Source organism: Umezawaea sp. Da 62-37 (assembly GCF_032460545.1).
GTDB lineage: Bacteria > Actinomycetota > Actinomycetes > Mycobacteriales > Pseudonocardiaceae > Umezawaea.
On the sequence record NZ_CP135965.1, the window covers coordinates 6,179,441 to 6,202,884 of the forward strand.

Consider the following 23,444-nt stretch of genomic DNA (forward strand, 5'->3'; position numbering starts at 1 on the left):
GGAGGATCACCCTTGGCTCGGCATGGAAAGGCCACTGGCGGCACCGTGTACACGGTCGCTGTCCAGCAGGCGGCGGCAGAGGCGAAGCAGAAGCCCCGGAGTGCCTCGCACCGCGTGGAAAGCAACTGGGCCCCGTTGGGCACCAAGGTCTCCGCGTTCGTCGTCGCCGCGGGCGTGCTCGCCGGAGCCGCCGCCGCCGCGAACGCGATGGGCAAGGCCGCTTCGGTGAACCCCGAGAACGGCGCCCTGGACTTCTCGTCCGGCTCCTCCGGGATCCACGCGCAGACGGCCTCCTCCAAGACCGTGCACATCGCCAACCCGGCCGCCGAGGTCGGCAGGCTCCTCCAGTTGGAGAAGCGCCCCGCCATCCAGGTCTTCCAGCAGGCGGGCAAGCACGCCGCGGACACCGTGGAGAACAACCGCAAGGCCGAAGAGGCCCGCCTCGCCCGCGAGAAGGCCGACGCCGGGAAGTCCCCGCACCAGCGCGAGGTCGAGGGCTGGATCCGCGAGGCCATCGGCATCCTGGCCGCCAACGGCACCGCGATCGACGAGAGCAGCGTCGACGAGATCTACACGATCATCCAGAAGGAGTCGAACGGCAATCCCAACGCCGTCAACAACTGGGACTCCAACGCGGCCAAGGGCACGCCGTCGAAGGGCCTCATGCAGACCATCGACTCCACCTTCATGGCCCACGCGCTGCCCGGCCACTACGACATCTTCAACCCGGTGGACAACATCATCGCCGGCGTCCGCTACACCTACGACCGCTACGGCGGCTTCGAGAACCACCCCGGTCTCGCGTCCCTCGGCGTCGGCGGCGGGTACCAGGGGTACTGAGGTTTCGGGTGCGGGGCGAGTGGCGGACTTCCGGGTCCACTGCTCGCCCTTCTCCATGCCGCCGTCGTCGGTAGGTTGCCCCCCATGACGCCGAAGCTGACCCTGGCCGGAATCGTCCTGGACACCCCCGACGTCCCCGCTCTGACGGCCTTCTACCGCCGCCTCCTCGGCTGGGAACAGGGCGCCGACGAACCCGAGTGGACGACGCTGCGCTCCCCGGACGGCGGCGCGGGCCTGTCGTTCCAGCACGAGAGCGCCTACGTCCGCCCCACGTGGCCCGCCGGACCGGGCGACCAGCGGATGATGGCCCACCTCGACATCCGCGTGGACGACCTGACCGAAGCCGGCGCCCACGCCGTCGAATCGGGCGCCGTGCTCGCCGACTGCCAACCGCAGGACGACGTCCGCGTCTACCTCGACCCCGACGGCCACCCGTTCTGCCTCTTCACGGCGTGAATCAGGCTGGCCCGGTGAAAACCGCTTTGTCCGAACAGCGACCGCGGTGCCCTTCGCGACGCAAAAACTCCTACGAACTCAACTGATACCCGCCCTGCGCGGAGAAGTCCGCCGTCAGCGCGAACCGGTCCCCCCGCACCAGCGTGTGCCGCCACTCCACCGCCCGCCCGCGCCCGTGGCTCAGCCGGTTGATCGAGAACGCCGCCGCCGTCGCCGGACAGCGCAGCCGGGCCTGCTCGGCCGCCGTCGGCACCACCGCGTGGATGTCCTCGTGCCCGTGGTCCAGCCGCAACCCCGTGCGGGCCTGGAGTTCCGCGTACAGGCTGGTGTTCGTGAAGTCCGCGTCCAGCAGCGGAGCGGCCACGTCGGCGGGCAGCCACACCCGGTCCACCGCCAGCGGCTCCCCACCCGCGAGCCGCAGCCGCTCCAGGTACACCAGCGGCGTCGACGCCTCCAGGTCCAGCCGGGCCGCCACGACGCCGTCCGCCCGCACGTCCAGCGCCCGCACCACGCTGCGCTGCTCGAGCCCGGCGGCCGACACGGCGGCGAACAGGCTGTACAGGGCGCCCATCGGCTGGTGGATCTCCGGCGGCGGCGCGACGCGGGGCTGGCGGCCGCGTTCGGCGACGACCACGCCGTCCTCGCGCAGCCTGCTCAACGCCTGCCGCACCGTGTGCCTGCTGACGCCGTAGTCCTCGACCAGCGCCATCTCGCCGGGGAACTGGTCGGCGAACTCGCCGGAACCCATGCGCGCCAACAACTCCCGCTGCAACTGCCGCCACAGCGGGGTCGGTGCGGCGCGGTCGAGCGCTCGTGCGGCCACGTCCACCTCCTGACCCGGACGCTACCGGGTCAGACCTCGCAGGCCACGCCCGCGCCGCCCGCGGACGGGGCGAGCTTGGCGCCGAGTTCGTCGGCGTCGGCGAGCCGGAGTTCGCGGTAGAGGCGGGCCGCGGAGTGCCAGTGCGGGGTGGCCAGGTGGGGGCCGCCCAGTTCCTCCAGCGCGTCGCCGATCGCCCGGTGGCACAGGGCTTCCCGGTACTGGTCGCCGAGCTGCTCGGCCAGTTCCAGGCTGTCCAGGTGGAACTGGAGCGCCTCGGCGTGCCGGTCGAGCCGCCACAGCGCGGTGCCCGCGGTGTACAGGGCGGTCGCGTGCGACGTGGACAGCGCGACCGACGCGAGCAGCCACAGCGCCTGCTTGATGCAGTCCAGCGCCTCGTCGGCCTCGTCCTGCCCCAGCAGGACGTTCGCGAGGTTGTTGAGCACGGTGGCCTGCGCGCGGACGTCGCCGATCCCGCGCGCGATCTCCAACGCCTCCCGCGTCCGCGCCCTGGCCTCGTCGAACCGGCCCGCGGCGAGCAGGCAGTAGCCGAGGTGGTCCAGCGCGGCGCACTCCAGGTGCGGGTCGCCCGCGGCGAGGTGCACGGCGCGGGCGCACTCGCGCACGGCGTCGTCGTGCCGCCCGAGGTCGGCGAGCGTGGAACCCATGCGCAGCAGCAAAGCGGCCTCGGCGTGCTCGTCGTCGAGCGCCCGCGCGGCGTGCAGGCCGATGCGGACGGTGTTCAGCCGGTCCACCCGGTCGCCGCGCCGGAAGTAGAAGGCGTCCAGGCACAGCGCGAGCTTCCACGTGCGCTCGTGCTGGCGGCCGTGCGCGGTGATGTCCAGCAGCAGCCTCAGGTTCGCCTCCTCCAGCGCGAACCAGTCGGCGGCGGCGTTGTGCGAGGAGAGCACCGGGAAGCTCGCGGGCGGGTGCGCGGGCAGGCCGAAGGGGCGGACGTGGTCGGCGAGGTGGGCGCGCGCGGTGTCGGCGACGTGCAGGTAGTAGTCCAGCAGTCGTTCGGTGCTGATCGTGTTGTCCTCGCCCGCGTCCTCCGCCTCGCTCACCACGAGGTGCCGGGTGAACAGCCGCACCAGGTCGTGCCGCGAGTACCGGTCGGGCGTGGTCTCGTGCAGCAGGTTCGCGTACGCCGCCGTGCGCAGGTGCGTCCTGGCGGTGACGACGTTGATGTCGAGCAGCGCGGCGGCCGCGTAGCAGTCCAGGTCGGGGCCGGGGTGCAGGCCGAGGCGGCGGAACATCCGCGCGGCGCCCTCGGGCAGCGCCCGGTAGCTCACGGCCAGCGCGGCGCGCACGCCCCGCCCGACCTCGGGCAGCGACAGCGCGGCCAGCCTGCTCTGCTCGTCGCGCAGCTCGTCGACCATCGACTGGACGGTCCACCGCGGCCGCGACGTCAGCCGGGCGCCCGCGATGCGCAGCGCGAGCGGCAGCCGGTCGCACAGCTCGACGAGTTCGGCGGTCGCCTCGGGCTCCTGGTCGGTGCGCCGCCTGCCGAGCATGCCCACGAGCAGGTCGGCGGCGGCGGTCTGCTCCAGCGTCGCGACGGGGAGCACCGACGCGCCCTCGGTGGCCACCAGGTCGTGCAGCCCGTGCCTGCTGGTCACCAGCACCAGGCAGTGCGCGGAACCGGGCAGCAGCGGCCGCACCTGCTCGGCCGTCCTGGCGTTGTCCAGCACGACCAGCACCCGCTTGCCCGCCAGCAGCGAGCGGAACTGGGCGGCCTGCTCGTCCAACTCGGTCGCGATCTGCGCGTCGGTGAGCCCCAGCACGCGCAGGAACCCGATCAGCGCCGTCCGGGAGTCGACCGGCTCGGTCTCGTCGAACCCGCGCAGGTCCACGAACAGCTGGCCGTCCGGGAACTCGTCGGCCATCCGGTGCGCCCAGTGCAGCGCGAGCGCCGTCTTGCCGACGCCCGCCGGGCCGACCAGCAGCCCGATGGCGGAGTCCTGGCCGGTCAGGGAGTCGTCCATGTCGACGAGCTCCTCGTCGCGCCCGACGAACCCGCGGTGCTCCCTCGGCAGCTGCGCGGGCACCGGGGGACGGGAGCCCTCCGCCGTGGGAGGGCTCTCACCGGTGAGGACGGCCTGGTAGGCGGCCCGCAGTTCGGGGCCGGGGTCCACGCCCAGCTCGTCCACCAGCCGCTTGCGGGTGTCGTGGAACAGGTCCAGCGCCTCGGCCTGCCGCCCGTCGCGGTGCAGGGCCAGCACCAGTTGGGCCACCAGCGGCTCCCGCAGCGGGGACTCCTCCCTGGCCTGCCGCAACGTCGACACGGCCTCGGCGGCGCGGTCAAGCCGCAGCAGCCGCCCGGCCATGTCCTGCACGGCCACCAGCCGCAGCTCCTCCAAGCGTGGCGAATTCGCGTCACGCAGCCGCGTGCACGGCACGTCGGCCAGGAAGGGCCCGCGCCACAGCCGGAGCGCGCCGGTCAGCTGCTCCACGGCCTGCTCGTCCGGGGCGTCGCGCGCCGAGCGGACCAGGTCCTCGAACAGGAACACGTCGACCGCCCCGCGGTCGCCCTCCAGCAGGTACCCGGGCGCGCGCGTGATGAGTTCCAGTCCGGGGCCGAGCACCTTGCGCAGCTGGGCGACGTGGCCCTGCAGCGCGGCTTTCGCCTGCGGAGGGGGTGACCCGTCCCATACGAGTGACATCAGCCGGTCGCCGGAGACGACCCGGTTCAGCTCGAGCGCCAACGCCGCGAGCACCGTGCGGCGCTTGGCCGCACCGACCGGCACGCGGTCACCACCAGGGGAAACCAGCTCAACCGCACCGAGCAGGTTGACCGGCATGTGGAAGTCCTATCGGTGGTGGAAGGAGGTGCTCTCCGGATATTGGCACAGACGGGACCCTCCGCGCGTTGGGGACACGTTGGGCGGGCGTTGGCGCCTGCCCCGATGCTGTAGGGCGAGTCCGAGTCACCCGCGTCTGCGCGTCATAGGGGAATTTCCGATGCAGTCCGCTGAGCCCAAGAAACTGGCCCCACCGCCGACCATCAACGGTCAGCCGATCGAGCTGCGCGACAACATCAGCTCCGGGAGGGTGACGCTCGACCCCGCCACCGGCGAGGAGCTGCGCAGGTCCCTGCGAGAGCAGATCGACCAGGTCGACTCGTGGCTCGAGCGCGCCGGCAGGCTGGCCCGTCCCGCGCCGCTGGGCACGAACCCGGTCGGCGACAAGATGGCGGTCAAGTTCGAGGAGCGCGCCGACGGCGACCCGCTGTCATTCATGAACGTGATGACGGCCTACCGGCTGGTGCTGCAGCAGACCCACGACTCGGTCAGCGCGGCGATCACCAAGTTCCAGCAGGTCGACGAGGACCACCGTGCCGAGCTGACCAGGCTCCAGGGCATCTGAGGCGAGAGGCGTAGTACCGATCATGGCTCCCGAAGCAGATCCCGTCCTCACCGACACCCAGAACTGGGCGTCGGTCTCGCACCGCGCCCTGTACGAGTCGGTGCACGTCAACAACGACCCCGGCCAGTCCGGCGAACTCGGCTCGGAGTGGGGCCAGTTCGGCACCGAGCTGGCCGAGTCCGCGCAGGTCATCACCGAGCGCATCACCGCGACCGAGAGCGGCTGGACCGGTGAGTCCGCCGACGGCGCCCGCACCGCCATCAAGAAGCTCTCCGACTGGATCGCCGGCACCGCGCAGACCGCGGGCCAGGTGGGCGACAAGGTCGCCGACCAGGGCCGCGTCATGCAGGACGCGCGCGCGTCGATGCCCGAACCGGTCGAGTTCGACATGGCGGCCGCGACCGCCCAGATGGTCGGCGGCGGGCTGCCGGGGCTGATCGCGGCCACCGCGAGCATCCAGGCGGCCAACACCAAGGCGAACGCGGCGCACGACCTCGCGGTCATGGTGATGACCAACATGGAGGCCAGCTCCCGCGCGATCGACCAGACCACACCGACGTTCACGGCCCCGTACAACCCGGTCACCGGCCGCACCGAGGACCCGCAGCAGGTCGTGGCGCGTTCCGCGTCGCCCGCGAGCGGCGGTGGCGCGGTCCAAGGCCTGATGATGACCAGCCAGGCCCAGACGAACGGCACCCTCCAGTCGCGCACGCTCGCCGACGGCACGATGGCGGGCATGACCGCGACCGCGGGCGCGGTCGCGGCCCCGCCCAGCATCGCGGGCGGCTCGTTCGACGGCGGCGGCTCGGCTGCCTCCGGCGGCGGCGGCTCCACCAGCACTTACGGCGGCCCCAACGGTGGCGGCGCGGCAGCGGCGGCGGCTTACGGCGGCGGCGGTGCCGGCTACACGGGCGCCAGCTACGCGGCCCCCACCGGTGGCGCGGGCGTTCCCACCGGCGGCAGCTACCCCACGGGCGGCAGCTACACCGGCGCGACCGGCGGCGGCTACACGGGCGGCGGCGGCACCTACACCGGCGGCAGCATCGCGGGCGGCGGTTTCGACGACGAGGAGAGCGAGAGCGCCGGTTACCGCGCGCCCGGCACGACCTCGGCGGCGGCCGTCGCGGGCTCGATCCCGGTCGCGAACCCGTACTCGCCCGGTCAGTTCAACCCCGGCGGCACCGCGGGCGGCGGCGGCTACTCCCTGCCCGATTACACCGGCGGTGGAGGAACGGGCATGCCCGGCGGTGGCTATTCGGGCACCGGCGGCAGCGGTTCTGCCCCTTCGCGCACCGGTGGCCCCGGTTCGGTGGGCGGCCCCGGCAGCTACCCGGTGGGCAGCTACCCGGTGGGCAGCATGCCCTCGGGCAGCATGCCCGGCATGCCGGTGGGCAGCATCCCCGCGGGCGGCATGCCCAAGATCCCCGGTCTCCCCGTCGAAGGCGGCGGAACGGGCATCCCCGGTCGCGGCCTCGGCAGCTTCGGCGGCGGTGGCGGCGCGGGCGGCTTCGGTGGCGGTGGCGGCGCGGGCGGCTTCGGTGGCGGTGGCGCGGGTGCCGCCGGTGGCTTCGGCGGTGGCGCGGGCGGTGTCGGCGGTGGCGGTGCCGGTGGCTTTGGCGGCGGTTCCGGTGGAGGCGTCGGTGGCGCGGCCGCGGGTGCCGGTGCCGGCGGTTCGACCGGTGTGGTCCAGTCGGGTCGGGCAGGCATGCCCGGCGGGTTCGGCGCGGCCGCTCCGGGCGCGGCCGGTGCCGCGGGCGCGATGGGCGGCGGCATGCCCATGGGTGGCGGCGGCGGTCGCTCCGAGGAGGACAAGGAGCACAAGTCCGCCTCGTACATCATGGGCGGCGACCTCTTCGAGGTTCCCGGCGAAGACCTGCCGCCGTCGGTGATCGGCGGCGTCAAGCCGACGAAGAAGAAGAACGGTGACCAGTAGTGATCACCCCTGATTTCCTGCTCGACCCCGCCGAGTTCGACATCCTCTGGCACGAGCTCGAGCTCGGCGGGCGGCCCCCGTTCCCCCTGGACGTGCCGAGCGTCGGCGCGACCATGGAGGAACGGGCCCGGCTGCGGCTGGAGATCCTGGAGGCGCTGGGACGTCGCGGCCTCGGCAACGACGCCCGGCTCCAGGACATGCTGCGGCTGCTGGCCGAGCACGAGATCGCGGTCGACGCCGTGGCCTACATGGAACGCCCGGTCCGCGCGGTGGTCGCGTCCGACGGCAACAACGCCGTCCTCGCGGTCGTCGACGAGGAGCGGATCGGGCTCGTGGAGGTCCGGCCGACCTCGCTGGCGAAGTCCATCGTCGGCGTGCTGAACGACGGCCAGGCCGGTCCGGGCAGCGCGCTGTCGCTGCGGCTGGAGACGCTGACGAACGCGGTCGCGCTCCAGGAGGACCCCCCGGAGAGCGACGACCTGTGGGGCGACCAGGACCTGGACGAGAAGCAGGCCCTCATGCGGGCGGGCGTCTCGGGTCCCGACGCGGCCGTGATCGGCGAGCTGGCCGAGAACCGGGTGGCGGGCGGCCAGTTCGGCGTCTCCCGCCGTGGCGGTTCGCGGTACAACGTGCAGCGCGCCGAGGTGACGATCAACTGGTTCGACACCCCGCAGGGCCGCTACCTGATGGTCCGCGAGAACGGGTGGCTGAGCCTGTCCCCGACCGACAACGAACGGATCGCGAGCCGGATCGACTCGGTCCTCGCGGCGGTCTGACCGGCGTTCGACCGGTGTTCGACCGGCCGATGCCAGACGCTTGACCGCTCGATGCTTGACAGGAGAGGGACGTACCCGTGGACCCGCTGGGCCCGATCGACGCCAACCGGATGAAGAACGTGGATCCGGAGCAGTGGCTGGCCGACATGCACGTGCGCATGGCGGACCTGCAGCAGAAGTCGGCCGAGCTCACGGAGAACCTCGCGGCGTCCAGCGCGACGGTGAGCTCCAAGGACGGCGCGGTGACCGTGACCATCGCGCCGACCGGTGCCCTGCAGCACCTGGAGCTCACCCCTCGGGCCGCCGGGATGAGTCCCGGCAGGCTCACCGCGTCCATCATGGAAGCGGTCCACAAAGGACAGCGAGCGTCCTCGGAGAAGATGGTCGAGGCGTTCGCACCCCTCGGCGAGGGCACCGAGTCGATGAACCTGGTGCTGAGCTTCATCCCGGCGGACGAGGACGACGAGGGTGAGGACATTGACGAGCGCGACCTCCGTGCGGTCGACGACCTGGACGACGGCTCCCAAGCGCGTCGCCAGGAACCGCAGCAGGCTGCCCAGCCCCCTGTGCAGCAGCCCTACGTGCCGCAAGCGCCGCAGCAAGCCGCACCACCACCGCCGCCCCCTCAACCGGCTCGTGCCCAGCCCGACTTCGAAGAGCACGAGAACCACCCCTGGTGAGCGCGTTTCCCCCCTGTTGACCGGAAGGACACCACGTGGCGGCCGGTTTCGAAGTCGCGCCGGACGACCTGGACGCGTTCACGAAGAACATCCGGGCGGTGGTCGACGGGTTGGCGGAGTCGAGAAGCCTGCTCGAAGGCGTTCACCTCGACCCGCTGGCGTTCGGAGCGGTCGGCCGCTCGTTCAGCCTGGCGGCGAGCGACCGGGTGGCCGAGGCGGCGGAGTGCGTCGGCCGGTACCAGGGATCAATCGCCAACGCCGGAACCGGCACCAGGGCGACGGCGGACAGCTACCGCTCGGTGGACCAGGAGATCGCGGAGTCTTTCAAGGCCTGCTGATCGCCGGCGTCCCCTACGACGGCAGCGACCCCGCTTTCAACACCGGCCCGGTTTCCTGGGACGGCCTCTCCGGCGTCGGACTGACCGACGCCGTGGGAGACGTCGTGAAGTCCGTCGGAGACGACAACACCACCTACATCTCAGCCTTCGGCGCAAGCCGCGCACCGGACGCCGTGAACGCCGCCCTCAACCCCCTCGGCGGCCTGCGCAGTGCCGGCGTCGGCTGGCTCGTGGACCACGTGGACTTCCTGCGGGAGCCGTTGGACCTGCTGATGGGCGACGACAAAGCGGTCCGGAGCGAGACCGAGAAGATCGCGGGCGACGCCGAGAAGTACGAGGACATCGCCAGTGCCCACCTGGGCGCACTGCGCAAGCTGGACGCGTGGACCGGCACCACCGCCGACGCGTTCAAGACGAGCATGACCCAGGTCGGCCACGAGTTGCAGGCCATCGGCCTGGCCATGAGGGGCTCCGCCGACATCATGGCCACCATGGGCACCACCGTCACCGCGTTCCGCGCACTGGTCCGCGAAACCGTGGTCAACGCGATCAGCGACCTCATCAGCGGCGCCCACGTAGCAGCAGGCCTCGCCCCGTCCACCTACGGCGCCTCGATCGTCGCATTCGTCGGCACCGCGGTCGCCGCCGCCCGAGAAGCCCTGGTCAGGATCCTGCGCCACATCACGGACCTGAGGTCATTGCTGCTGGCCAACAGGTCCGCCGCAGATGAACTGGGAAAGGCGCTGGCCAAGATCGGCGCCGACGGGAGCAGGTTCGACAAGGCGGCCCCCAGGCCGGTCGCCGGCGTCCCCCCGCTGGACATCCTGCACGGCCTGCGCAAGGCCATCTGACCGCCGACTCCGCCACCAGCCAAAACGGTCCTCCCCACCTAGCATCGGTCCTCAACACCGATCAGGGGAGCCACCATGGCGTTCCGCCGCAGGCTGGAACCACGCGAAGTCGAGATCGCCCACCAGGTCTTCGGCAACGCCCTGAACACCAGCACCCTCCGCCTAGCCGAAGGCGGCCTACTGGGCAGCTTCGGCGTCGCCCGCACCCTCCCAAGCCTCGTCACCTTCCCCAGGGGAATCCTCACCACCCCACAACCCCAAGCGAGCTACGAACGCTGGCTCGTCCACGAACTCACCCACGCCTACCAGTACCAACACGGCCACGGCGTACTCAGCCTGCTGCCAACAGCCTTCGCCGGGTTCTTCGCCAAGGGCCTTTACGAGTACGGCGGCACGGAGGGCCTGAACCGGAGGACGTTCACCGACTTCAACACCGAACAACAGGCCAACATCATCGCCGACTACTACTACTTCACCACCTACGAACCCCACCGCGACCTATCGGCATACGAACCACACATCAACCACGTCCGGTCACAGCTGACCTGAACCACGAACACCCCGGACCATCCACGCCAACAGCCACTCGGACCGCGTAGACGTTCACCAGTCCCTCCGGAAAAGATCAAGCCCCGAGCGCGTTGCCGCTGCTCAGGGCCTGATTCACCCGGCGAAAGGTGAGTGCCCCCGGCAGGATTCGAACCTGCGACACACGGTTTAGGAAGGCTCATCGCGCAAGCGGTCCTCCGTACCCCGTGACCTGCGGTCGAGCGGCTCCCAGACCCTCCCGCCCACGGTGCCAGTCCGTCAGGAGTCCGCAGTCCGCGCGCCCACACTCCTGACGTCATCCCAACCCGAAGCCGATCACGCGGCCGGTAGCGCTGGGTCAAGGTAAGCCCTCCAGCCATGACGCGGCACTGCTGGCCGTCGCCATGCTCACGAGTCGGGCTGACGCCGGTCCCTCATCCCCGTCGCCCTGGCCCTCGATGCCATCCACCTGATCCAGTGGCAAGGCGGCGCAGCCGTCGCGGCAGCCGAGCGCCCTGCCCCATTCCGCGGTGACCCCTCGGCGCTCGTAGTGAGCCTGGATGAACGGCCTCATGGGGTCACCAGCTCCTAGGCGATACTCGGCCCTGAGTACGGCGCTCCGCGCCGCCCGGTCGCCCGGCGCAGCGAAGCGGAGGCCGGGCGTGCCGGGATGGATGTAGCCAAGCTGCCAGCGCAAGGACCCGCACGCGCCGCCGCAGGCGGCGCCTTGATCCTGTAGAGCTGGATTCGGCAACTGGCCAAGGACGATCCTCGACGCTGCTGGCTTCGGCACGGTGTTGTAACACTCTGCATCTGGAATACGACGCAGCGGATGACGTGGTTGGAGTGAGGAAGAAGGCGGGTCAGGGCTGAGGCAAAGTCGTGTTTCAGCTGGCTGAGATCAACTTGATGGCTCGTTCGGGCCTTCTTCCCATATGACGTACGGCTTTGGCGATGTTGGTGTGGCCGGTCAGGCGTAGCAGGCTGATGGCGAGATTGCGCAGGCTGGCCATCATCCTGGGCCCGCCGCCGGTGCGTGCCCGAGAGGCATCTTCGCCCATCGTCACGTCGCGGACCCAGTGCAGCTTGTTCTCCACGTGCCAGTGCCCGCGGATGTAGCGGGCCAACTCGGCGGGCTGGGCCTGCGCGGCGGTCAGGGATGTCACCGCGTACACCGTCTCGCGGCTCGCGCGCCTGGTGCTGCCCTTGCGTTTACGGGTCCGCACTATCCGGACGGCCTGGGCGGCGTGCGGGAACAGGATCCCGGCGGCGACGGTGACGACCTTGTAGGTGCGGGTGACTACCCGGCCGTGGCCGGTGTCGGTCTCGCGGTACCCGATCGGCACGTCCTTCCACGGCAGGCCCGCCAACTGATCGCGCAACGCCTTCTGGTTGCCCTTCACGGTGATCACGTAGTGCGCGCCACGGCCGTGCAGGTACTCGGCATGCCCGCGTTGCGCGTGCAACGCGTCGGCGGTGACGACGAGACCGGTCACATCGACGATCGTGTCCAGAAGTGCTGCGAACATGGGGATCTCGTTGCTTTTCTCCGCGATCTCGACCTGGCCCACCGTGACCCCGCTGTCGTGGTCCAGGCACGCCATCACCATTCGCGCGCGCTGCTCGCCGTGACGGGAACCCCGCAGCGCCTTACCGTCGACCGCGATCGCGCGGCGCCGCCGCCTGCCCGGCGCCCCCATCCACGCTGCCTTGACACGCCCGGACAGCCAGACGCCGATCGCGGTGTCGAACCCGTCACCGGTCAATGCCGAGAGCGCCCGCCGGATCGTGGACGCGTTCGGTGCGCCGATCCCCATTCCGCTCAGCGTGTCCTCGGCCGCGTCCGCGGCCCATTCGGCGATCGCGGCGAACGACCGCGCACCGGAGACCACCGCGCACACCGACACGAACAGGATCGCCGCGAACCGATACCGCACACCCCGTTTCCTGCGTGGATCCGGCACCGACTCCAACACCTCGAGCAACCCGGTCCGCGCCTGCGGCGCCACCTCGCCCAGCGGGGCCAACTGGCGTGACAGGACAGTGATGGGAGACGATGACACGGCAGGCACGGCGGAGCTCCGAAGATCACGATGGCGTAGGAACCTTCATGATCGACGGTCCTGTCGTGCCTGCTCCGGACTACCCGATCTTCGGTGTGTCGCAACCCGAATCAGCAGGTCAAGCCACTGGTAGTCGACTTTGCCTCAGCCCTGGAAGGCGGGTAGCCCGATCCGGGCAACCTTTACAGGAGAAAATTTCAGCACGAAATTTTGTGTAGTATGCACTTTGCTCGGCGTATCGGTTCCAGTGGAGAGAAGGAGGCTAGATGTCTGAATCGCTCCCGGAGAAGCCGATCTTCGTTGAGATGACGCCACCTGAAATTGAATCGATAGTCGTTACATTACCGCCGTCTACATCTGGCCCTAGAGTAAGTCCTAGGCAGCAGGTCTATTTATATGACGACGTTATGTGGGAAGAGTTTGCACGCGAGTGGGTAACTGCCACCAAGGGTGATGAGTATATCAAAGTTGGCAGGTATGGCGGTGCTGGCGATCTTGGAATTGATATAGCTGCGTTACTGACTTCTCAAGGCTTGTTCGGGCCATGGGACTGTTTTCAGTGTAAACACTACGGCCAATCGCTCATGCCGTCTGATGCGATGCCCGAGATCTTTAAGCTTCTGCGATTCGCAACTGCTGGGAAGTATCTGCTTCCGCGTACGTATTACTTCGTTGCGCCGCGCAACTGTGGTCCGACTCTTCAGCGTTTGCTCGACAGTCCTCCGGAGCTTCGCAGTCACTTCATCGAAGAAATGACCAAAGATAAGTCGACTCTTCGTAAGAATGCAGAAGCCGCAGATTTTGAACGCGTACTTTCGTACGCTCAAGATAAGTGTGACTTCAGTATATTTTCATCGGTTTCTATCGATGACATGATGGAATCCCATAGTAAGACAAAATATCACATCGTTAGATTTGGCGAAGTGCTTCCGACTCGCCCCGCGGTAGACAAGCCAACTGATGAGCTTGGTGCACATGAAGCGCGCTATGTTGAGCAGTTAATGGAAGTGTACGAGGAAAAGTATCCAGGAAGTGGATTCGATCCGGATAGTGTACTTACGCACCCTAAACTGGGGGAGCATTTCCGTCGTCAGCGGGAGGATTTTTTCAGTGCTGAGTCTCTGATGAACTTCGCGAGGGACAGTGTGCCTGATGAGACATTTAAGTCTCTTCAAGATGAGGTCTTCTCCGGCGTGATTGATGTTGCGGAGCTCCATCATGCAAGTGGAATGGAGCGACTGTCGCGAGTTCTAAATGCGGCTGTATCCGTGGAGCTCACCTCAAACGTTCTGCTATCGCGCGCTCGCGTGCATGATCGTAAAGGAATGTGTCACCAACTCGCCAATGTCGACCGGCTCACCTGGTGTCAGGGTGACGAATCATGAAAGCATTGAACAGCCCGGTTGAGTTGGGCATGAGGACCCTTGTTCTTCTGAATGAAATATTTCCCGAGTCGCTTGATATAGGGCATCTTATCTTCTGTGACCATGCACTCTTGCATAGTGCGGAACTCGGTGGACCAGCAAGTATTCATCCAAAACTTCCTGCTGCTCCGGGAGAGCTTGGGATCAAAAGAAGGCTTGTAGAGTCCGGGTTGCGAGTTATGATTCGTGCAGGCTTGGTCGAGATGGTTGTCAGTGGTGAAGGTATTGAGTATAAGGCGACTGATCAAGCTGCATCTTTCGTTGATGTGCTAGAGGCCGAGTATCTGCTAAAGCTGAAGGAGCGAGCGCAGTGGGTAGCTATGGAATTCGCCCCTCTGTCCGCGGCTCAACTTCGTGACCGTATGAGCAGCTTTTTCACGCGCTGGTCTGAGGAGTTCTTCGATGTCGATATGCCGACAGGGTTCGATGAGGGGATGCTATGAGTAGGATTCTACTTAAGCATCTTACGTTTGTCGGTGCGTCAGTGGAGGCGGCATCGATTGAGTTCAGTGAGGGCCTTACTGTCGTCTACGGTGCGTCTGATACAGGCAAGTCATACATAGTCGAGGCAATCGACTTCATGTTTGGCGCGTCTAAGCTTCGAGAGATTCCTGAAATCGAAGGTTATTCGCACGTTTTGCTATGTGTTCAGAGTGGAGATGGAGAGGTTTTTACCCTTGTTCGGCCCTCCCGAGGCGGGCGTTTTTCGCTTTATGAGGGTGATCTTCGAGACGTGCCAAAGCGTCCTGCTGAACAAGATCTAGCTGCTTCTCATGGGAAAAATGGCGCCAATAATATCTCATCCTTCTTGCTGCGCCACCTGGAGATGTCGGGCCTGAGAGTACAGAAGAATCAAAATAACGAGACACGTGACCTAAGTATACGAGATATTGCTCACCTTTGTTTTATTGATGAGACTAGGATGCAGTCGCAGCAGTCACCAGTTCTTGTATCAGGTCAGTGGGTTTCAGCTACAGCCGAGAAGTCTGTTTTTCGAGTATTTCTGACTGGAAGCGATGACTCCGCACTAACCGGCTTGGCGACTTCATCTGATAAGAAAAGGGTCAGTAAAGGTAAGATCGAGCTTTTGGACTCGGTGATTGCGGATTTGGCTAGTCAAGTGACGCAGCTTAGTGAACCTCGTGAACTAAGTGAGCAGCTTGGGCGAATTAATGCAGCCATTTCCGAGCAGTCTTCATCCGTAGTAGAAGCCACAATGGCTCGGGATAGACTGGTTGAGCAGCGAGCTGAGCTTTCATCTAGATATAGTACAGCTTTGGATCGAGTTAACGAGGTCGCAGACCTTCTTGCTCGGTTCGGGCTTCTAGAGGAGCAGTACAAATCTGACCTGGCGCGTCTTGAAATGGTCAGAGAAGCAGGAACCTTGCTAGGTTATTTCAATGTTGGCGTCTGTGTATTTTGTGGAGCAAATCCTGAGCATCAGAGCCACAATGAGCATTCAGCTGAGGAAGTAACCGTTCTGTATCAGGCTGTAAGTGCTGAGCATGAGAAAACCTCGCACTTGCTTTCTGATTTGTTGGAAACGATTGATGATTTGCGCGAGCAGCAGCGTGAGCTTGAAAAGTCTCGTAGTTCAGTTTCACTTCGCCTTGAGTTGCTTGCTATGGATATTGGGCGACTAGACGAATTGTTGATGCCGATGGCGGAGACGGTTGAAAGTCTTGCTGATTCAAGGTCGGTAGTGGAGCATGGCATTGCAATTTTTGACCAAATTTCAAGGCTGGAGGCTCGTCGCCTTGAACTCGGTGCAGAAGTGGAGGGTGGGGATAAAGTCGCTCCCGCCTCCTTGGATTTGCATGCGGTTCGCGAGTTTACAGTTGCCGTGAAGAAGATCCTCAACTCATGGGGAGTTTCAGAGTCTGAGCATGTCGCTTATGATGTCGTTCAGAGCGACCTAGTTGTCGGAGATCAATCTAGGTCTTCGCGTGGAAAAGGTATGCGTGCAATACTTCATGCTGCCTTTACTGTTTCATTGGCGAAGTATTGTATTGAGCGCAATATTGCTCATCCTGGTATCGTTGCTCTGGATTCACCTGTGGTCACATTTCGCGACCCTGTCACTGATCGCGACGTGGATCCGCTTAACGACGAGCCGATGAGCGAGTCTGTCGCTAATCATCTGTATCGCCAACTCGGTAATGATTTTGACGGCCAGGCTATCGTTGTAGAAAACGTTACCCCTCCTCTTTATCTCGGTGAATCTTCAAAGAGTATTCATTTCACTGGCTCAAAAGAAGTTGGGCGATTTGGGTTGTTCCCTGTCTAGTTTATATGAGTGGGCGGTGGCTCGTGCGTCCTCATACATGGTCTGAGAATGGCTGTTATGAGCTGTCTAAAGAGCTTCTAAAAAAATCTTTGCCTCGGCGCTGGAGGCATGTCCAAGGTGTAGCGAAGCGTGCTGGGTCTATTGGTGGTCTCTTTAAAGATTCGGATGCCGAGCTGCTCGTATGTGCTGCGCTTCTTCATGACATCGGATATTCTCCCGCGTTGGCTCAGACGGGATTTCATGCGCTGGACGGCGCGCGCTTTTTGACGGAGGCGGGTGCTCCTTTGCGTTTGTGTGCATTGGTAGCTCATCACTCTTGCGCATATCAGGAGGCCGAACTGCGCGGACTATCGATGGAGTTGGCGGGTTGGGAAGACGAGCAGACGTTGCTTAGAGATGCTTTGTGGTGGGCTGACATGACAACGACGCCAGATGGACAAGCTACAACTGTGAATGAACGGATAGATGAGATCGAGAAGCGGTATGGTCCAGAAGACCTGGTTACCTTCTTTATTCGGCAAGCCAAGAATACGCTAACCGGGACTGTCGAACGAATTGAAGAACACCTCCGCATGGCGGAGATCGACTATACTGCGAAATAGGGTGGATTGCCCCCTTCGAAACCGTGCCTAATTCGAAGTCGGATCGACGGATGAATGTTCAACGAGTCTAGTTCCTTTTGACTTACCCAATGCACCTCGCTTGACTCGCTGCTTGTACGTAGCGAGCCGGAGATAGATTTAGCTCTGAAGCAAATGGAGAATTGCTGTCGCACTTCGCCATCGCTATAAGATATTACATGAGCTGGATCGGAGTATACGCCGATGATTTCGACGGGTTCTACGTCGACTCCGGTCTCCTCCTTGACCTCGCGGATGACGGTGTGCCCGATGGTTTCGCCAACGTCCTGTGCACCGCCGGGGATCGAGTAGAGGTCATTGTCGGTGCGCCTGATCATGAGCAGGCGGCCCTGTGCATCCTGTACGAAGGCGGTCACCGCCACCACGATGTTGGTCGCCTTGGGGGCGTTGGGGTCGTGGTAGTGATCGGTGCGCGCCATGTCTACCTGCCTACCACTTCGGCGGCTTGGCGGCGTCCCAGACGCCCTGGAAGCTCTCCGCGTACGTCTCGAACAAGTCCCCTCCGGACAGGCGTCGCAGGTGCAGTACAGGGGCGTGACCTGCCATGAAGCCGAGTACGTGGGTGTTGATGAGCATCTCGTCGTCGAAGCGGTAGATCGAGTTGTAGAGCGTGGTCTTGTGGCACCTGACCTCGGCATGTCCGCTATCGGCCAGTGGCTTGAAGAACGCGAGGGCGTTGCGGACCTTGGCGGCGAGAGTGCCCTTGCCGATGCCTTCCTCCTCGCTGCGGCGGGCTACCTCGCGGCTGGCCGGGTCGCCTAGGAGGATGCGGATCTTGACGCCCTCCTCTGCCTTCTGGCGCAGGGTGCGGATCAGGGCTGGGTTGTCAACCAGGAACATTCCTGAGTAGACCAGGATCGAGACGTTGAGCTTGGCTCCGTCGAGCATGTGCCGCCACACGTCCGCGGAGATCGAGTGCCGGTGTGCGTAGACCTGCACCACCTCGGACTCGTTGATCTCCTTCTTGGCGTCCTTGGCCAGCGCGTTCGGCCACAGGTACGTCTCGGACTCCTTGACCATGGACGCGATGACGTGCCGGTGACGTGGGTACGGAGTGCGGTCGCGGGTGATCCAACGTTCAACCGTTTTGGGGTCCACGGTGGTGGCTCGGGCAACGTGCTCGAAGCTCAAACCGTTGCGTAGCAAGGCATCCCGTAGGCGCTGGTTGGGCATGGTCGCTCCCTTGAGACTGGTTGGGACGTCTTCAAAGTAGCAAGGACGTCTTAAGTTGTCCCGCCATGCGGTACTGACGTCCCTCTTTCGGGTCGAAAGTCGTAAGGGGCAAGAAAGCCGGACACCAGGTCCAGCCGACCCGGACGACAGGAGACAGCAGATGGCGATCACAGGTGGGAGCAGGCTCCCGGCGGGTCATGACTTCGTGTTCCCGCGCGGTGCGCTGGTGATGGGTGTGGAGCCGGTGCTCAAGTTCCAGTCCGCTGACGAGCGGGCCAAGGGGCTCCCGGTGGAGCAGGAGGCGGACAAGGGGAATGGGCTGCCGGTGTGGTCGGTGCTGGTCATCGATCAGGCGGCGGAGCGCAAGACGGACGCGGTGGTGACGGTGAAGATCGCGGCGGCTCACCAGCCGGTGCCGCCGGAGGCGATTCCCGGTACGGATGTGCGGCCGGTGCTGTTCGAGGGGCTAACGGTCACGCCGTGGATCGATGACAAGGGGTGCCGGTCGGGTGCGGCGGGCGAGCGTCACCGGTGCCGGGCGAAGCTCGGGTACAGCCTGCGGGCTACCGGGATGAAGCCCGCCGTTGCCAAGAGCGTCCCAAAGGCCGCGTGATCCGTGGCTGACATGGTGCGGGTGCACGTGACCGCAGATCTCCCCATACGCGTCGAACCGGTCGTGTTCGCGGAACGAGTGGAGATTCGGCTCGGCAACGCGTTCCCCGCCGTCCTGGTCGTCGACCGCGACGCCTTGCCACGCCTTTCTCAGGCCATCTCTGAAGGCAAGGCAGCTCTCGACGCCGCTCGTAGGAAGAAGGGGCAGAGCTGATGGGATTCAACGTGACGTGCTCGCCGGGGCGGGATGCGGCGGCTGGGATGGTGCACATCACCGATGAGTTGCCCGCGCTGGTGATCTACCTGGACCCGGTGAATGTGGCGATCCAGTTGCCGCCGTTTCCAGGTGGGGTGGAGGTGCTGGCGAAGTTCTGCCGGGAGTTGTCTCGGGAGGCGGGGAAGCTCGCGGATCACCTCGACAGCCGGGAGGGGCGGCACGTGCTGTCGGAGAAACCGGCGGTGCAGGGGTGAGCGGGCGGCCGTTGACGCGGCGGGCGCATTACAACCGGCTCATGGGTGCACGTCTGCGGGATCTGCGGCAGGACGCGGGGATCAAGCCTGCCCCGATGGCTCGGGCGTTCGGGATGTCGGAGGCGGCGATTTCCAAGGTCGAGTGTGGTCATCGTGGGCTGTCGCCGCATGTCCTCGGCGTGTACTGCGACCTGTTCGACGTGAGTCCGTTGGACCTGTTCCGGGATGTGGCGGAGCAGTACCGCGAGCAGTGCGACCCGTTCCGGCCCGGCGTCTACCGGGCAGTCCGCGGTGAGGTTCGGGCGCTCGACGGCCTGGCGCTCTACGCCGATCTGCCGGAGCGGTACTTGCCTGCGGGTGCCTTGCACGTCGGTGTGGAGGCGTTGAACGAGGCCTGAGGTGTGGTCCGGGGTGGGTGACTGCCCCGGATCTCCCATCTGAGGGGAGGTGAGTGATGAGCTTCCTGGAGCGCTTCATGTCGTGTGACCCGGTTGAGCGCCGGATGGCTGAGTTGCGGCCGTTGCGGGTGCGGGTCGAGAACAAGCGGTGTGCTGGCAAGTGCGGTCGGTGTACCTGGATTCGGGCGACCGTGGACTACTGCGGGGACTGTGCGGCCTGGATGGCTGAGCGGGGCATTGTGCCTCGGCGTTGTCGCTGGAGGCGCCGCTAGAAAATCCTTTTAGGACAGAGCGTGTGATCCTGTGGGGTCACGCGGTGATGCCGCGCGTCTTGTTGCGGCGCAACGGAAGCGTAAGACGCAGGAGCGGAAAACGGCTACCAACCTCGCCGCTCCTGCGCTGTCCACCACGCGTAACGGAGTGAACGAGATGAGCGTAGAGCCTGGGCGCATTCCCGCGCCAGACAGGGCAGCCAAACGGCGGCAGTGGGATCAGATGATCTCCGCCAAGCAGACCGTCTCCACCTATGCCGTGCTGCTCGACGGCGGCCGGTTGGAGACCTTGGAGCTGACTGCCGCGCAAGTTGAGGGATTCGAGTGCCTGACGTGCAAAGTCCAGTGCGGTAGCGGATCCGAGGCGTTCCAGCCGGTGGGTCGCATTCCGAGTGTGGGCAGCGTCTTCCAGTGCGTCGCGTGCTCGGGCGGTGCGCGATGAGGGGCAACAGGTGGGTTGATCCGGCTCCGTTCGAGGGGTATCGGCCTCGGGTTCCGTGGTGGGCGTACCTGCCAGGGTGGACCAAGGTCGTGGCGGCTCCGTTCGCGTTGGTCGGGGTCGCGGTGTGGCTGCTCGTGCGCCTGGTGCTCGTTGCCGTTCGGTACCCGGTGACGGTGCTGGCGTCGGTGTCGGGCTACTGGATGTACGCCACCTGGGGTCTGTCGCCGCTGGTGTTGGCGTTGCTGTCGTTGGTTGCGGGCGGCTTCGTCTGGGCGCGTCTGGATCTGCCGTCGTTCCTGCGGCACGGCTGGTACCGGGTGCTGACTGAGTGGCGGCGGGCGACGGTGTACGTGCCGCAGTGGCGGACCGTGATGCGGCTGTCCGATCTCGCGAAAGCCCAGCGGGGCAAGGAATACCGGCCTCGGCTGCGTCGTGTGCGGTCCGAGGGGTGGCGGGACCGGGTTCGGGTGCGGATGATCCCGGCGCAGTCCCCGGAGCAGTGGGAAGCGCGACGGGAGAACCTGGCGCACTCGTTCAACGCGCGGTCGTGCCGGGTGCGGGTGTTGCGGCCTCGGCTGCTGGAACTGGACTTCATCCACTCCGATCCGCTGTCGCGTCCGGTGCCTGTACCTGCGCTTTCGGTGGATGAGTCCGCAGTGAATCTCAAGAAGATCGTGGTCGGGCTTACCGAGACCGGACGGGCCTGGACGCTGCGGCTGTTGGGGTCTCAGCTCCTCGTCGTGGGCGTGCCTGGCGCGGGCAAGGGCTCGGTCCTGTGGTCGATCGTGTGGCAGCTCGCGCCCGCCGTTCGTGCTGGGCTGGTGCGCCTGGTGGGCATCGATCCCAAGGGTGGGATGGAGCTGGGGCAGTGCCCGGAGGCGTTCGATCGGGTCGTCTACGACAACGGGCCTGACGCGGTGGCGTTGTTGGAGGAGATCGCTGCTGAGGTGAAGGAACGGGCCTCGCGCTACCGAGGTGTTCGGAGGTTGTGGGCGCGGTCGACGGGGGAGCCGTTCACGGTCCTGATCGTGGATGAGCTGGCGGACCTGATCGCCTACCAGCCGGACAAGCAGCTGCGGGAGCGTGCCTCGCGGGCTATCCAGACGATCACCTCTCAGGGGCGTGCACCCGGCTACGCCCTCGTGGGCCTGGTCCAGGACCCGCGCAAGGAAGTCGTGTCGTTCCGGCACCTGTTCACCACCCGTGTGGCGTTGCGGCTCGATGAGCCACAGCAGGTGGACATGGTGCTTGGTGATGGCGTTCGGCAACGGGGCGCGGCTGCTCACGAGATCAGCGAGAACACCCCTGGTGTGGCCTGGCTCAAGACGGACGGGCAGCGGGAACCGGAGCGGGCTCGGGCCTTTCACGTCACCGATGCGGACTTGGTCGAGTTGGGTGCCTACTTCGCTCGCGCCACGGTCCACGACTTCCCCGGTTTGCCTGCTGGCGAAGGGAGCGCGGCGGCATGAGCGAGTACTTGAACCGCGCTGACCGGATGAAGCAGCCTGCGGCGTTCGATGTGGCTCGTGCGGTGGCGGAGCAGCACGGCGTCTGTGTCCGGCCGTTGGCCAAGGAGCGGATTGACCTGGACACGGGGCGGGTGGAGATCGTCCCCATCCCATGCGGCTCGACGGTCGCGAGTGTGTGCCCGACCTGCGCTGAGAAGAACCGGCGGTTGCGGATGGCGCAGTGCCGTGAGGGCTGGCACCTGACCGAAGAACCTGACTTCACGCCGAACGAGCCGACGCCTGATCAGCGCGGACTGACCGAGTACCGGGCTGACCTGGTCAAGGCCTATCAACAGGCGATGGAGGAGGACGACGAGACAGGGGCCGATGAGCTGCGGGATGAGGTCGCGTCCGTCGACGCGGAACTTCGGCAACTGGGAGTCCGCGGGAACCTTCCGTCTCTGGAACCGCGTCCTCGGGCTGCTCGGAAGCGGTCGACCAAGCGGCGGCAGGATGCGGCGAACCTGCCTCGGCGGCCGGTGCAGAAACGCACCGTGGGCGCGGTGTTCGGCGAGAAGTACCGGCCGTCCACGTTCCTCACCCTGACCCTCGACAGCTACGGCAAGGTGCGCTCGGACGGCACCCCGGTTGACCCGGATCGGTACGACTACCGGCGGGCGGCTCGGGACGCGGTGCACTTTGCCGCGCTGTTGGACCGGTTCGTACAGAACTTGCGGCGCTGTGTGGGCTGGGATGTTCAGTACTTCTCGACGGTGGAGCCGCAGCGGAGGTTGGCGCCGCATTGGCATGCGGCCATCCGGGGCAGCATCTCGCGGGCTGAGCTGCGGGCGGTCGCTGAGGCGACGTATCACCAGGTCTGGTGGCCATCGCACGATGAGATCAAGTACTCGGGTGACCGGCTGCCGGTGTGGGACGTGCGGGCGAAGGGCTTCGTTGACCCGCAGACGCGGGCGGCTCTGCCTACCTGGGAGGAAGCGCTAGACCAGGTGGAGAAGCCTGCTCACGTCGCGCGCTTCGGGGTCCAGGTGCATTCCAAGGGCATCCTCGGCGGCACTCCGGAGGCCGGGCGGCACATCGGGTACTTGACCAAGTACCTGACCAAGAGCATCGCGGAGTGCCACCAGGCGGGAACGGCTCGGCAGGAACGCCACGCCGAACGGCTCTGTGACGAGCTGGCTGTGACGCCGTGTTCGCCGCAGTGTGCGGTGTGGCTGCTCTACGGCATTCAGCCTCGGAGTGCTCGGCTGTCGATGAATCCGGGGCTGTGCAAAGGAAAGGCGCACAAGCGCACCACTCTCGGCGTAGCTGGACGGCGGGTCCTGGTGTCGAGGAAGTGGTCCGGGAAGTCGCTCGCTGACCACAAGCACGACCGGAAGGCGTTCGTTCGGCAACTGCTCGCGGACGTCGGCATCACCCAGGACGACCAGCCCGCGCGGCTCGCGTGGAACAACGTTCAGCCCGGTGACCCGAACGTTCCGCCGCGCCAACACCTGTTGCTGCGGGCCGTCGCTGAGCGGCAGCGGTGGAAGGCGGAATACACGGCGGCGTTACTCGCGTCGGCTGGTCCGCCAGAGGGTTCGGCAACTTCGCACGCTGCGTAAACG

At 65.9% G+C, this 23,444-nt stretch carries 25 protein-coding genes; 20 read left to right on the top strand and 5 right to left on the bottom strand.

Annotated features, from left to right (window positions below; genetic code table 11):
• Positions 1–114: 114 nt before the first annotated feature.
• Together RM788_RS53050 and RM788_RS28445 are read left to right on the top strand one after the other, a co-directional pair.
• Positions 115–840 carry a transglycosylase SLT domain-containing protein gene (locus RM788_RS53050; protein WP_399340314.1) on the top strand — a complete coding sequence of 242 codons (726 nt, stop codon included), beginning with the start codon at positions 115–117 and terminating at the stop codon, positions 838–840.
• Positions 841–924: 84 nt separating this feature from the next.
• The gene (locus RM788_RS28445; RefSeq protein ID WP_315920689.1) at positions 925–1,296 is read left to right on the top strand and encodes a VOC family protein; all 372 of its coding nucleotides are present in this window, start codon (positions 925–927) and stop codon (positions 1,294–1,296) included.
• Between the two features lie 70 nt (positions 1,297–1,366).
• On the opposite strand, the gene RM788_RS28450 is transcribed toward RM788_RS28445, so the two are convergent.
• Positions 1,367–2,119: a GntR family transcriptional regulator gene (locus RM788_RS28450; RefSeq protein WP_315920691.1), complete on the bottom strand. Its 753-nt coding sequence runs from the start codon at positions 2,117–2,119 to the stop codon at positions 1,367–1,369.
• Between the two features lie 29 nt (positions 2,120–2,148).
• Entirely contained in the window at positions 2,149–4,917 is a 2,769-nt protein-coding gene (locus tag RM788_RS28455) for an AfsR/SARP family transcriptional regulator (protein ID WP_315920693.1), read from the bottom strand.
• 160 nt (positions 4,918–5,077) lie between these two features.
• On the opposite strand from RM788_RS28455, the gene RM788_RS28460 reads away from it, so the two are divergent.
• The 7 genes from RM788_RS28460 (at position 5,078) to RM788_RS28490 (ending at position 10,609) form a co-directional block, all read left to right on the top strand.
• Positions 5,078–5,482 carry a hypothetical protein gene (locus RM788_RS28460; RefSeq protein WP_315920695.1) on the top strand — a complete coding sequence of 135 codons (405 nt, stop codon included), beginning with the start codon at positions 5,078–5,080 and terminating at the stop codon, positions 5,480–5,482.
• 22 nt (positions 5,483–5,504) lie between these two features.
• On the top strand, positions 5,505–7,415 hold the full coding sequence (locus tag RM788_RS28465) for a PPE domain-containing protein (RefSeq protein ID WP_315920697.1): 1,911 nt from the start codon (positions 5,505–5,507) through the stop codon (positions 7,413–7,415).
• The gene (locus RM788_RS28470; RefSeq protein WP_315920699.1) at positions 7,415–8,191 is read left to right on the top strand and encodes an ESX secretion-associated protein EspG; all 777 of its coding nucleotides are present in this window, start codon (positions 7,415–7,417) and stop codon (positions 8,189–8,191) included. The genes RM788_RS28465 and RM788_RS28470 overlap by 1 nt, the downstream gene beginning before the upstream one ends.
• Before the next feature lie 77 nt (positions 8,192–8,268).
• Positions 8,269–8,871 carry a YbaB/EbfC family nucleoid-associated protein gene (locus tag RM788_RS28475; protein ID WP_315920701.1) on the top strand — a complete coding sequence of 201 codons (603 nt, stop codon included), beginning with the start codon at positions 8,269–8,271 and terminating at the stop codon, positions 8,869–8,871.
• 35 nt (positions 8,872–8,906) lie between these two features.
• On the top strand, positions 8,907–9,209 hold the full coding sequence (locus RM788_RS28480; RefSeq protein WP_315920703.1) for a hypothetical protein: 303 nt from the start codon (positions 8,907–8,909) through the stop codon (positions 9,207–9,209).
• 104 nt (positions 9,210–9,313) lie between these two features.
• Positions 9,314–10,060: a hypothetical protein gene (locus RM788_RS28485; protein WP_315920705.1), complete on the top strand. Its 747-nt coding sequence runs from the start codon at positions 9,314–9,316 to the stop codon at positions 10,058–10,060.
• Between the two features lie 75 nt (positions 10,061–10,135).
• Positions 10,136–10,609 carry a hypothetical protein gene (locus RM788_RS28490; protein ID WP_315920708.1) on the top strand — a complete coding sequence of 158 codons (474 nt, stop codon included), beginning with the start codon at positions 10,136–10,138 and terminating at the stop codon, positions 10,607–10,609.
• 866 nt (positions 10,610–11,475) lie between these two features.
• On the opposite strand, the gene RM788_RS28495 is transcribed toward RM788_RS28490, so the two are convergent.
• A complete protein-coding gene (locus RM788_RS28495) occupies positions 11,476–12,651 on the bottom strand; it encodes an ISAs1 family transposase (protein WP_315920713.1) in 1,176 nt (391 codons plus the stop codon).
• 266 nt (positions 12,652–12,917) lie between these two features.
• Between RM788_RS28495 and RM788_RS28500 the strand changes: the two genes are divergently transcribed.
• From RM788_RS28500 to RM788_RS28515, 4 genes are read left to right on the top strand one after another with little or no spacing between them, the layout of a single operon-like run.
• A complete protein-coding gene (locus RM788_RS28500; RefSeq protein ID WP_315920715.1) occupies positions 12,918–14,036 on the top strand; it encodes an ABC-three component system protein in 1,119 nt (372 codons plus the stop codon).
• Entirely contained in the window at positions 14,033–14,518 is a 486-nt protein-coding gene (locus tag RM788_RS28505) for an ABC-three component system middle component 2 (protein WP_315920717.1), read from the top strand. The genes RM788_RS28500 and RM788_RS28505 overlap by 4 nt, the downstream gene beginning before the upstream one ends.
• On the top strand, positions 14,515–16,362 hold the full coding sequence (locus tag RM788_RS28510) for a coiled-coil domain-containing protein (protein WP_315920719.1): 1,848 nt from the start codon (positions 14,515–14,517) through the stop codon (positions 16,360–16,362). Before RM788_RS28505 ends, RM788_RS28510 begins: the two co-directional genes overlap by 4 nt.
• 5 nt (positions 16,363–16,367) lie before the next feature.
• Positions 16,368–16,964 (top strand): HD domain-containing protein, encoded by a 597-nt coding sequence (locus tag RM788_RS28515; RefSeq protein ID WP_315920721.1) that lies wholly within the window; start codon positions 16,368–16,370, stop codon positions 16,962–16,964.
• Here RM788_RS28515 and RM788_RS28520 read toward each other — a convergent pair.
• Both RM788_RS28520 and RM788_RS28525 read right to left on the bottom strand, forming a co-directional pair.
• A complete protein-coding gene (locus RM788_RS28520; RefSeq protein ID WP_315920723.1) occupies positions 16,949–17,422 on the bottom strand; it encodes an NUDIX hydrolase in 474 nt (157 codons plus the stop codon). The genes RM788_RS28515 and RM788_RS28520 overlap by 16 nt on opposite strands.
• Before the next feature lie 10 nt (positions 17,423–17,432).
• Entirely contained in the window at positions 17,433–18,176 is a 744-nt protein-coding gene (locus tag RM788_RS28525; protein WP_106185554.1) for a DUF5919 domain-containing protein, read from the bottom strand.
• 205 nt (positions 18,177–18,381) lie between these two features.
• Here RM788_RS28525 and RM788_RS28530 point away from each other — a divergent pair, with 205 nt between their 5' ends.
• From RM788_RS28530 to RM788_RS28560, 7 genes are all read left to right on the top strand, one after another.
• The gene (locus RM788_RS28530) at positions 18,382–18,789 is read left to right on the top strand and encodes a plasmid replication, integration and excision activator (protein ID WP_315920725.1); all 408 of its coding nucleotides are present in this window, start codon (positions 18,382–18,384) and stop codon (positions 18,787–18,789) included.
• A gap of 27 nt (positions 18,790–18,816) precedes the next feature.
• Complete coding sequence (locus RM788_RS28535) at positions 18,817–19,002, top strand: hypothetical protein (protein WP_315920727.1); 186 nt, start codon at positions 18,817–18,819, stop codon at positions 19,000–19,002.
• Positions 19,002–19,259 carry a hypothetical protein gene (locus tag RM788_RS28540; RefSeq protein ID WP_315920730.1) on the top strand — a complete coding sequence of 86 codons (258 nt, stop codon included), beginning with the start codon at positions 19,002–19,004 and terminating at the stop codon, positions 19,257–19,259. Before RM788_RS28535 ends, RM788_RS28540 begins: the two co-directional genes overlap by 1 nt.
• 41 nt (positions 19,260–19,300) lie before the next feature.
• Positions 19,301–19,657, top strand: coding sequence for a helix-turn-helix domain-containing protein (locus RM788_RS28545; protein ID WP_315920732.1), 357 nt, complete (start codon positions 19,301–19,303; stop codon positions 19,655–19,657).
• 420 nt (positions 19,658–20,077) lie between these two features.
• Positions 20,078–20,371: a hypothetical protein gene (locus RM788_RS28550; protein WP_315920734.1), complete on the top strand. Its 294-nt coding sequence runs from the start codon at positions 20,078–20,080 to the stop codon at positions 20,369–20,371.
• A gap of 122 nt (positions 20,372–20,493) precedes the next feature.
• A complete protein-coding gene (locus tag RM788_RS28555) occupies positions 20,494–21,840 on the top strand; it encodes an FtsK/SpoIIIE domain-containing protein (protein WP_315920736.1) in 1,347 nt (448 codons plus the stop codon).
• Positions 21,837–23,441, top strand: a complete 1,605-nt coding sequence (locus RM788_RS28560; RefSeq protein WP_315920738.1) for a replication initiator — start codon at positions 21,837–21,839, stop codon at positions 23,439–23,441. The genes RM788_RS28555 and RM788_RS28560 overlap by 4 nt, the downstream gene beginning before the upstream one ends.
• Positions 23,442–23,444 lie beyond the last annotated feature (3 nt).

Excerpts from the sequence above, each read along its gene's own strand:
- RM788_RS28445 (WP_315920689.1), top strand. The coding sequence starts at position 925 with ATGACGCCGAAGCTGACCCTGGCCGGAATCGTCCTGGACACCCCCGAC.
- RM788_RS28455 (WP_315920693.1), bottom strand. The coding sequence starts at position 4,917 with ATGCCGGTCAACCTGCTCGGTGCGGTTGAGCTGGTTTCCCCTGGTGGT.
- RM788_RS28460 (WP_315920695.1), top strand. The coding sequence starts at position 5,078 with ATGCAGTCCGCTGAGCCCAAGAAACTGGCCCCACCGCCGACCATCAAC.
- RM788_RS28465 (WP_315920697.1), top strand. The coding sequence starts at position 5,505 with ATGGCTCCCGAAGCAGATCCCGTCCTCACCGACACCCAGAACTGGGCG.
- RM788_RS28490 (WP_315920708.1), top strand. The coding sequence starts at position 10,136 with ATGGCGTTCCGCCGCAGGCTGGAACCACGCGAAGTCGAGATCGCCCAC.
- RM788_RS28500 (WP_315920715.1), top strand. The coding sequence starts at position 12,918 with ATGTCTGAATCGCTCCCGGAGAAGCCGATCTTCGTTGAGATGACGCCA.
- RM788_RS28505 (WP_315920717.1), top strand. The coding sequence starts at position 14,033 with ATGAAAGCATTGAACAGCCCGGTTGAGTTGGGCATGAGGACCCTTGTT.
- RM788_RS28510 (WP_315920719.1), top strand. The coding sequence starts at position 14,515 with ATGAGTAGGATTCTACTTAAGCATCTTACGTTTGTCGGTGCGTCAGTG.
- RM788_RS28515 (WP_315920721.1), top strand. The coding sequence starts at position 16,368 with ATGAGTGGGCGGTGGCTCGTGCGTCCTCATACATGGTCTGAGAATGGC.
- RM788_RS28520 (WP_315920723.1), bottom strand. The coding sequence starts at position 17,422 with ATGGCGCGCACCGATCACTACCACGACCCCAACGCCCCCAAGGCGACC.
- RM788_RS28525 (WP_106185554.1), bottom strand. The coding sequence starts at position 18,176 with ATGCCCAACCAGCGCCTACGGGATGCCTTGCTACGCAACGGTTTGAGC.
- RM788_RS28540 (WP_315920730.1), top strand. The coding sequence starts at position 19,002 with ATGGGATTCAACGTGACGTGCTCGCCGGGGCGGGATGCGGCGGCTGGG.
- RM788_RS28545 (WP_315920732.1), top strand. The coding sequence starts at position 19,301 with ATGGGTGCACGTCTGCGGGATCTGCGGCAGGACGCGGGGATCAAGCCT.
- RM788_RS28560 (WP_315920738.1), top strand. The coding sequence starts at position 21,837 with ATGAGCGAGTACTTGAACCGCGCTGACCGGATGAAGCAGCCTGCGGCG.